Origin of the sequence: Paenibacillus sinensis (assembly GCF_019904155.1) — a bacterium.
Lineage (GTDB): Bacteria > Bacillota > Bacilli > Paenibacillales > Paenibacillaceae > Paenibacillus_AQ > Paenibacillus_AQ sinensis.
Genome location: NZ_JAHCMB010000128.1, coordinates 1 through 363, shown reverse-complemented (window position 1 = coordinate 363; position 363 = coordinate 1). Strand labels below are relative to the sequence as shown.

Here is a 363-nt window from a genome sequence, read left to right as displayed (position 1 = left end):
CAAGTCCAAACAGTGTCCAGTCATTTAGCAGATGCACTATAAAAGATGTCCAAATATTCTTAGTCTTAATGTATGGATAGAGCAGAACAACCCGAGCAATACCGATACCGAGAATGGCTTGTGCAATGTTCCAATTATAGGTTTGTAAATGGTATGCGCCAAAAATAATAGATGCTGCTATCCACGCCAAGATGATCGCAGACTTTCTGCTCCGTTTAAATTTTTTCACTCCCAATGCCAAAATGACTAAGAATGGAAGTATCGTTATTAATTCTTCACCAAACAGCATCGGGATCATTTTCAAGAACGTCGCAATTGCATCAGAAAAATTACCATTGAATCCTTCACTCACTGGATTTGCAC

Annotated in this window: 1 protein-coding gene; it reads right to left on the bottom strand. The window is 38.8% G+C overall.

Annotated features, from left to right (window positions below; all coding sequences use genetic code 11):
* Positions 1-363, bottom strand: a 363-nt coding sequence (locus KIH86_RS14125; protein ID WP_223110518.1) for a CPBP family intramembrane glutamic endopeptidase, incomplete at both ends; no start/stop codon positions are given.